This is a genomic window from Paenibacillus ehimensis NBRC 15659, assembly GCF_004000785.1.
GTDB classification, from domain to species: Bacteria; Bacillota; Bacilli; order Paenibacillales; family NBRC-103111; genus Paenibacillus_G; species Paenibacillus_G ehimensis.
Window position 1 is genome coordinate 81,372 of record NZ_BILX01000024.1, and the last position, 9,395, is coordinate 90,766.

The 9,395-nt window shown below is 56.9% G+C and carries 2 protein-coding genes; both read left to right on the forward strand.

Going from position 1 to position 9,395, the window contains the following annotated elements; translation table 11 throughout:
* Positions 1-82 precede the first annotated feature (82 nt).
* The gene (locus tag PEH01S_RS15925) at positions 83-6,340 is read left to right on the forward strand and encodes a glycosyl hydrolase family 8 (RefSeq protein WP_127486616.1); all 6,258 of its coding nucleotides are present in this window, start codon (positions 83-85) and stop codon (positions 6,338-6,340) included.
* A gap of 274 nt (positions 6,341-6,614) precedes the next feature.
* Positions 6,615-9,359, forward strand: coding sequence for a glycosyl hydrolase family 95 catalytic domain-containing protein (locus PEH01S_RS15930; RefSeq protein ID WP_127486618.1), 2,745 nt, complete (start codon positions 6,615-6,617; stop codon positions 9,357-9,359).
* Positions 9,360-9,395 lie beyond the last annotated feature (36 nt).

Genomic DNA, 9,395 nt, shown 5'->3' on the forward strand with positions numbered 1-9,395 from the left:
GCCGGATGAAGACCGAAGAGGACATGCAAGGCCATGCAGTAAGCTGTATTCCAACTTCATGTAAGAAAGGATGCCTTTCACAATGAACAACCATGCAAGAAGAATCGGAAACCGCATGCTTTCGCTCTTATTGACGCTTGTCCTGTTAACGCTCCAATTTGCGGGTGCTGTATCCGCTGACGATTCGCCGGTTTCAACCACCTTGGCGGAATGGAAATATAGCGCGAATCCTGCCGATCAGAGCGTGTTCGCTGCAACTTACGGGGTCTATAAGGACAGCTCCGTCCTTCAGGCCGTTCCTGCGAGAGCTACGGAAACGTTCGGCTGGGACGATGGCCTCAAGGCGATCCGCTATCAAGGCTGGCACGAAGAGACGGGCAAGGAAAAATATTGGCTCGCAACCGTCTCTACGAAGGACTTCCGGCAGATCACGCTGTCTTCCGAGCAGCAAGGCAGGGGCTCGACCGGCCCGCGCGATTTTCGGGTGCAATTCTCTACGGACGGGCAGCAATGGACCAATTTAACGGGTGACGGCACAGGCTTGTCCGATCTCGTCATGAATAAGGATACGGCAACTCGGTTAAGCAATGTGCCTCTGCCGGGCGTCGCGAACGACCGGGAACGCCTGTACATACGCTGGCTTGTCGTTTCGAATGTGAGCACGAGCGGAGCGGCCATCGGGGAATCCGGCTCCAGCCAGCTCATCAGCGTCACCGTCAAGGGGATACGCAAGGGCTCGTCCTCCGATGTGACGGCACCGACTGTACCGGCGGGACTTAGCGGGCAAGCGATATCCGACACATCGATCCGGCTGACATGGACGGCCTCTACGGACAATGTCGGAGTTGCAGGCTACAACATTTACCGCGAAGGCGTCAAAGTCGGGACGGCGGCAGCCGCATCCTACGAAGACACCGGACTTGCGGCGGCGAAGACCTATACGTATCATGTGACGGCGTACGATTGGGCAGGCAATGAATCGGGCGCAAGCAATCCGGTCGCAGCTGCCACACTTTCGGCCGCATCCCGTCAAAAGGTCGCGGAATGGACCTTTGCGGGCGCGGGGTCCGGCGGCGTGTGGCCGGCCACGGACGGCGCCTACAAGTCGGCGTCGACGTTTCGCAATATCGGCGGCGTATTCGAAGCCTACGACAGCGACAAACAAGCGATCAGCTATCAAGGCTGGGACAACGGCAGCGGCAGCAAATATTGGCTTGCGACCGTTTCGACGAGAGGGTTCGAGCAGATTGCGCTGTCCTCGCAGCAAAACTCTTCGGGCTCGGGCCCGCGCGATTTCAAGGTGCAAATCAGCACGGATAAGCGGACCTGGACGGACGTGCCGAATACGGACCTGACGATGGTAACGTCCAGCTTCGATTGCGCGAATCAGTCGTGCAAGCTGATCAACGCGCCTCTTCCGGCGGAAGCGGACAATCGGGACATCCTGTATATCCGCTGGATTGTCCGTTCGGATACGAATACGAAAGGCTCCTCGGGAATCGGCGGCTCCGGCTCCAGCCGGATCAAGGAAGTCCGGGTATCGGGCAAACGGATCGACGGTGCGCCGATTGTCATCCCGACGATCGACACGGCGGAGCTGCCCAAGGACGGTGCCGTCCAAGTGTCGGCGGCCGCCCCGGTATCCGTGACCTTCAATAAGCCGATCGAGCTGAATCCCGGATATGAAGCGGCCATTGTCGACGAAAACAACCGGGCGCTTGCTCCGGTAACGCTTGATATTGTCAATCAAGTCACGCTGCACATTCAGCATCCGTCTTTTACGTACGGCAAGACGTACACGGTGAAGCTTCCGAAGGAGCTCATTCGGGGCAAGGACGATCAAGTCCCGCTCGCCCGGGATATCGTCTGGAGCTTTACGGTGCAGGATTCGCCGTACATGCCGAAGCTGATCAATATGACGTTTAACGGCGATCCCGGAACTAGTCTTGCGTTTGCCTGGTACACCGACGTGAAGACGGGAACAGTCGTGCAAGTGGCCGAGGCCGACCAGGTGAAGGACGGCGTATTTCCGGAAAGCGAAGCCGTCGCTTATGCAGGCAGCGCGGAGGAAATCGAGACCTACATGAAGAAGGCCGACCGGGAAACCGGTCAGAAGACGAAATTTACGAGTCATAAAGCGGTCGCAGACCGTTTGAAGCCGGGAACCGCCTACAAGTTTCGCGTAGGCAACGGCGAGCCGGACGGCTGGAGCGCCATCGGGTCGTTCAAGACGGATGCGGGCAAACAGGCGGGCTACCGTTTTATTGCCGGATCGGACTCGCAATCCTCCAGCAAATCGGGGTTCGAGCCGTGGGGCGATACGTTCAGAAAAGCGATCGATCATATCGGCGATCCCAAATTTTTGATCAACGCCGGGGACCTGGTGGATAACGGAGATTTGGAGGAACAATGGCAGTGGATGCTGGGAGCGGCGCAGAACGAGCTGCTGAACGTGCCATTCGTGCCTGTTCTTGGCGGACATGAGGTTCAGGACTGGGACGGGGACGAAACGACGCCGAACAACAACTTCTACAACCACTTCAACCTGCCGAAGCAGGTGGTGGAAGGCACGCACGAAGGGTCGGTCTATTCGTTTGAATACGGCGATGCGCTGTATCTGGTATTCAATTCGCAGTTTGTCGGCGGACTTGCGGAGAACGGAGTCGACGTGGAATGGGCCGATAAACAGTTTTGGGATCAAGTCGCGTGGATGAAGAACACGGTGGCGAAGAGCGACAAGAAATGGAAATTCGTCGCGTTCCACAAAGGCCCATATTCGGCGGGAGACAATGCAGGCGAATGGGAGGACGAACGGGTTCAATTTTACCGAAAGTATCTGATTCCCGCCTTTGACGAAATGGGCATCGACATGGTGTTTGAAGCGCACGATCACATGTATATGAGATCGTTCCAGATGTACAACGATAAGATCATTCCCGCAAGCGAGCTGACGTTTGACGCGGAAGGCAATGCCGTGAATCCGAAAGGCACGGTCTACCTGATGTCCAATGCGTTCGGCAATAAATTTTACGAGAAGTATGTCGATAAGAACGGCGTTCCTTATGACGATTTTTTTGCCGCCGTCGATACCCAGCCGTTCAAAAAAATGTTTACCGATGTTTCCGTCTCGGATGAGGTGCTCAAGTTTACGGCCTATACGGCGGCGGTCGAAGATGAGAAGCCGGGGGATAGCGGGGTGCAAGCCTACGACCGGTACGGCATTCGGAGAACGGACGGCAAGCCCGCGAAGGCGGAGGACGTCAAAGTTCAAGTGACCGGCAATCAAGCTGTCCTGTCGTGGAAGGCTCCCGCCGCCAGCGCCGAGCCGGTCAGAGGCTTCCGGATCTATGAAAAGAACGACAAGGTGAAAACGCATTGGAGCGTCTATGTGCCGGCCGGGGCGCAAGCGGAATACACGTATACGGTTGACGGCATCAATCCGGCGAAAAAATACGATTTCGTCGTGAAAGCGGTCGGTTCGAGAATCAATTCCGATGCGGTTGAAGTCAGCACGCAGGATGGGCCGGTTGATTCCGATCCGCCCTCGGCGCCTACCGACTTGAGTGGCACCGCAGTTTCCGCTTTTCAAATTCAGCTGAACTGGAAGGCGTCCGCCGGAAAAACGGAAGCGGCAGGCTACAACATCTACCGTGACGGCGTCAAGGTCGGGACGACAACGGCAACCTCTTACAGCGATACGGGGCTAAAGCCCGCTGCGAGCTACAGCTATGAAGTAAAGGCATTCAATGCGGAAACGATCGAATCGCTGCCAAGCAACCGGATCGAGGTCGTGACGAAGCCTGCGCCGTCCGGAGACGGCCCGTTCAAGGCGTACCCGCAGCATACCGCGTACGCGGGCGATTCAATCAAGCCGAATCACGTGACGCAAGCCGAAATGGACGCAACGGTGACCCGGCTTTACCAGGAATGGAAGGCAAAATATTTAAAGCGGAATCCTTACGACCCGGCACAGTACTACGTATGGTATGCGGACGGGGATTGGTTTAAGGACGGGGAAATTACCGTATCGGAGGCCCACGGGTACGGCATGCTGATCACCGCGCTGATGGCGGGGCACGATCCGGAGGCGAAGACGTATTTTGACGGCATGTACCGGTATTTCCGGGCGCATCCGAGCGCCATTAACCCGCAGCTGATGGCATGGCAGCAGGCGGACAACGGCAGCGCCATCGTCGATATCAACGGCACGGATTCCGCTACGGACGGGGATATGGATATTGCGTACGCGCTGCTGCTGGCCGACCGGCAGTGGGGAAGCGCGGGCGAAATCAACTATTTGGAGCAGGCGCGCAAGGTGATCGACGCGATCATGGAAAGCGAGGTCAACCATACGGAATGGACCTTGAAGCTCGCCGACTGGGCGAAGGACGAGGACCCGATGTACGGAAAAGCGTCCCGCCCTTCGGATTTCATGCTGCAGCATTTGAAGGATTTTCGGATCGTATCTGGCGATAGCCGCTGGGACAAAGTGATCGACCAAACGTACCGCATGATCCGGAGCGTGCATGAGAAGTACAGTCCGGCTTCCGGACTGCTGCCTGATTTCGTATTCAAGGATACGGACGGCCAATTCAAGCCGGTAAGCGAGAAGAAATGGGACACCGAGAATGGATATTTTCTGGAAGACGAGCATGACGGAGACTATAATTACAACGCTTCCCGGGTACCGTGGCGTCTCGGCACCGACTTCCTCTTGACCGGGGATCGGCGGGCGAAAGAGCAGCTCGGCCGGTTGAACAGCTGGATTCGCGCGAAAACCGGCGGCAAACCGGCGGACATCAAGGCCGGCTATAAGCTGGACGGCTCGGAGGCATTGGGTGACGATACGGATCTTTCGTTCTCCGCCCCGTTTATGGTCAGCGCCATGATCGACTCGTCCAACCAGCAGTGGCTGAACGATCTATGGGATTATAATGCGGCCATACCGACGGAAGAGGCGCTTTATTTCGGTAACAACCTCCGGCTGCTGAGCATGCTGGTCGTTTCCGGCAACTGGTGGACGCCGGCCATCGTCGACACTGAAGCGCCGACGGAACCGACCATCGAGCGGGCCGAAGCGGTATCCGACTCGGCGATCGATCTGAAGTGGACGGGAGCCACGGATAACTTCGGGATTGCGGGCTACAAAATTTACCGCAACAATACGGAGATCCAGACGACGACGAAGACCGAATACCGGGACACCGGGCTTTCGCCGAATACGACCTACCGTTATTTTGTGATGGCTTTTGATGCAGCGGGCAATTATTCGAAAATAAGCAATGTGAGAGTGGTGTCCACCTTAAGTGACTCCGACTCCGATTCGGATTCGGGCAGCTCCAGCGGCTCCGGCGGCGGTTCAGGCGCACCGGCTTCGTCCGACGGGAAGCTCTCGATCCCGGCAGGCGGCTCGGGCACCGCACGCTTGGGGGACGCGATATCGGTCACCGTTCCGGCGGATGCGGCCGATCAAGCGTTGACGCTGACCGTGGAAAAAGTGGCGGACCCGTCGAAGCTCCTTACGCAGCAAGAGAAGCCGCTTAGCCCGGTGTTTGAAATGACGAAAAACTTTGCCGGTCCGTTCAAAAAGCCGGTCACGTTGACAATCGCCTTCGATCCGTCGCTGCTGCGGAGCAGCCAGACTGCTGCCGTGTTCGTTTACGACGGCAAGAAGAAGCAGTGGACGAAGATCGGAGGCACGGTCGATGGTTCTACGATCAAGGTGAACGTGGACGATGCGGGCATCTATACGGTATTTGCCGTCGATAAGAAAGCCGGGGAAACGCCGGCGGAGCCGAAGCCGGTGTCGTTTACCGATACCGCAGGACATTGGGCGGAAGGAATGATCCGTCAAGCGGTGACAAACGGTATTGTTACAGGTTACCCGGACGGCTCCTTTAAACCGGATCATGTCGTCACCCGGGCCGAGTTCGCCGTCATGCTGGCCGGGACGATGAAGCTTGCGCAGGAGGGCGGCGCCCTTACGTTCGCCGACCGTTCCGAGATCGGCGCCTGGGCGGAGAAAGCCATAGCGCAGGCCGTCCAAGCGGGGATCGTTCAAGGCTACGAGGACGGCACGTTCCGTCCGAATGCGCAGATCACCCGGGCCGAGATGGCCGTTATGATCGCCAATGCTCAGGGAGCTGCACGGCAGGCGGCCGACTCGACCGGCTTTTCGGACGACGCCGACATCCCGGGATGGGCCAAATCTGCCGTAGGGGCCATTCAAAAGCTTGGCCTGGTCGAAGGCAGGGAAGGCAACCGCTTCGCTCCGGGCGCCAACGCCACGAGAGCCGAAGCGGTCACGGTGCTGCTGAAGCTGAAGCAAGCGGGGAAGTAATTTTACACCCAGAGTTATAGCACGCTATAAAAAAGAGGGGGCTCCGACGGGGCCCCAAGGCTGTCGGGACGTTTCTCGGCAGCCTTTTTAATCAGCCTCTTGCTTCCGGCGGAGGAGTGAGGGAGCTGACACCGGGAACGCTGCAACGGCGACCGGCTTCCTTAGAATGAAACCGGATGCTGGACATTTCTTTGATGGCGATGATTTCCAGTTTGCTTTTGTATTTCTTCGTTGCGACTACCGGATGAAAAGATAGTTTACGGGGAGGTCACGTATGAAAATCAAACGGATGGTTAACCTGGTTCTGATATTGGCGTTGGCGTTAACAGCAACGATGCTTCCGGCCGTTATGGTGTTTGGGGAAAGCCCGGCATTTGGGACGAAGGAGCCAACGGTTATCGAAGGAGCGCGCACGGATGCGGAAGCACCCACGGCGCCGACGGGCCTCAGAGCCGGGGAGATTACCGATACGGCCGTCGTCCTGAACTGGAATGCCTCCAAAGATAACGAAGGCGTGATGCAGTATGAGATACGCTATGGGACCAAGACATTACTGACGGAGAACACGAATGCGACGATTCCGGATTTGCTGCCGAACACCTCCTATACGTTTCAAGTCAAAGCCAGAGACGCGGCCGGCAACCTGTCGGCGGCGGCTTCGTTACATCTGGAGACCAAGCGCAGCCAGAACGATCATTCCATGTCGGACTGGCGGGAATTGCAGAGTCTGGCTTCTTCCCGATTGACGGGCGTCTATGCCAAATTGCCCGGCAATTTTAAAGGCTATGCGGACGGTCCGCTGCTGGGAAATGGCGATGTCGGCACCGTGTCGGGCGGTACGGCCGACTCGCAGACGATTTATATCGATAAAAACGATTTTTGGATGAAAAGCAGCAAATTGACCGTCGGCGGAGTAACGGTAACCAATCACTCGCACGGCACGAGTTCCGCCTCGTCTTATCGCTATGAGCAGGACCTGCTGAGTGCGGAAGTAAGAGCGGACGTAACCTTGAAAAACGTCCAGCTCCAGATGAAAACGTGGGTCGATGCGAACAGCAACCTGGTGATCACCGAACTTCGAACGCAAGCTGAGGCGCCTGTTCCGCTAACGGTTGACGTATGGGTTCCGGAAGCGGCCGACAAGCCGTTCAAGTCGGGAACGGATGCGGTCCGCGGCCTATTATGGGCGGCCCGCGAAAGCTCCACGAACCAAACGCCGAAGGATTGGATGTCCAGAGCGGTATTGGCTACGCGCCTGCTCGGGGCGCCGCTCACGGACTTCCGTTCGTCCGGCGGCAGGGCGCAAGCCGATTTTATGTTGCAGCCGAATACGACCGTAACGCTAGTGACGCAGGTTAGCGGCGGGGGTGGGGAAAATCCGGACGTTCCCGAAGCGGGGAGCTATTTGAAATTAGCTCAAGCCAGAGTCATGGGAGCGACACCGGCAACGATTGCCGCGCAGCATGAAGCGCATCTGGCCTGGTGGAAAAACTTCTGGTTGAAGTCGTATGTAATTACGAACGACGAGTGGTTCGACAAATATTATTTCGGGGCTTTGTATGCGCTGGCAGCAAGCAACCGGACGGGCAAAGCGGCCCCGGGCATTTTTGGCAGCTGGATTACGAACGACTCGCCGGGGTGGGGGTCCCGTTACTTTTTGAACTATAACTTCGAGAACCCGTACTGGGGCGTGTTTTCCAGCAACCGGCCCGAGTTGGCGGACGCCTATTTCGATCTGGTGCTGGGCTATATGCCGTACGGTATCAACCGCACGCATGAGGCGGGATACCGCGGCTTCTCGACAACCCGGTCGTTAGCGAGGCCTTACGGCCCGGCAACGGTCGGATGGGACCCGGCCCGCGTCCCGGTAAGTCCGGTCGCTCCTGTGAAAGTCAGATCCAAGCTGAACGACCAATTGATGCTGGGAGCGTATTTGGCTACAAACTTCATCAACCATTATACCTACACGAAAGATACGGAGTTTTTGCGAAATAAAGCCTATCCGTTCCTCCTATCGCTGGCTGATTTCTGGGAAGATTACTTGGTGATGGAGAACGGCAAATATGTCATCAAGGACAGCGCGCCGCGCGAGGCGAACGAGCACGACGACAACTCCATTCTGGACATCGCCATGGTTAAATTTTTGATGAAGGGGCTCCTTACGGCCAGCCGGGATTTAGATGTCGACGCCTCCCGGCGCGCCAAATGGCAGGATATTATGGATAAATTAGCCGATTATCCTACGTTCGTATACCCCGTAACCGGAAAAGAAGTGTTCAAAGAGTCCGAGTCCTATATCGACGGCAAGACCGGCAAACGGATTGTCAATCCGGGACGCCCCTTTATCGGGGGGACGAATGTGAAGGGACCTTGGCATGCCGTGATGACGGGCTTGTTCTGGCCAAGCGACGAGATTAATTTGAGCACGACTTCCCGTTTGAAGCAGATCGCGCTGAATACGATCGAAGCGTACGGTTCCTGGGAGCAGACGAACTCGTTCGCCATGCAGTTTCCGGCCGCTGTGCGGATCGGCTACGATATTGACGAGGTGTTAACCCATTTCAAAAAAATCATCAGCTCCAGCAAAAGCAGCTCCTTGCTGATGCGAAACAACCTGACGGTTTACCAAAAAGGCGGCGGCATCGAGACATCCGGCAGCGTGGAAACCATTAACGCTTTAATGCTGCAAAGCTATTTCGACGAGAGCAGAGGAAAAGACGTGATCCATCTGTTCCCCATGCTGCCAAAAGATAAGTATCCGGAGGCGCATTTCAGGCAGCTGCGGGCCAGAGGGGCGTTCGTGGTATCGAGCGGACTTCATGGAGGAGCGATCGCCGACGTGAGGCTGACCAGTGAAAAGGGCGGCCCCGTCCATATCGTGAACCCGTTCGGTGCCGCTCATGCTCAGGTCGTGAAAATAGACGGCACGAGCGAGGTGCCCGTTAGGGTTGACCAGGCTCAGGGTCTGATCACGTTCCAAACCGAAGCGGGCGCGACTTATAAGCTGCGAGCGAATTAAAGGAAATTCAGCCGCCCCCCTCACTTATGGGGGGCT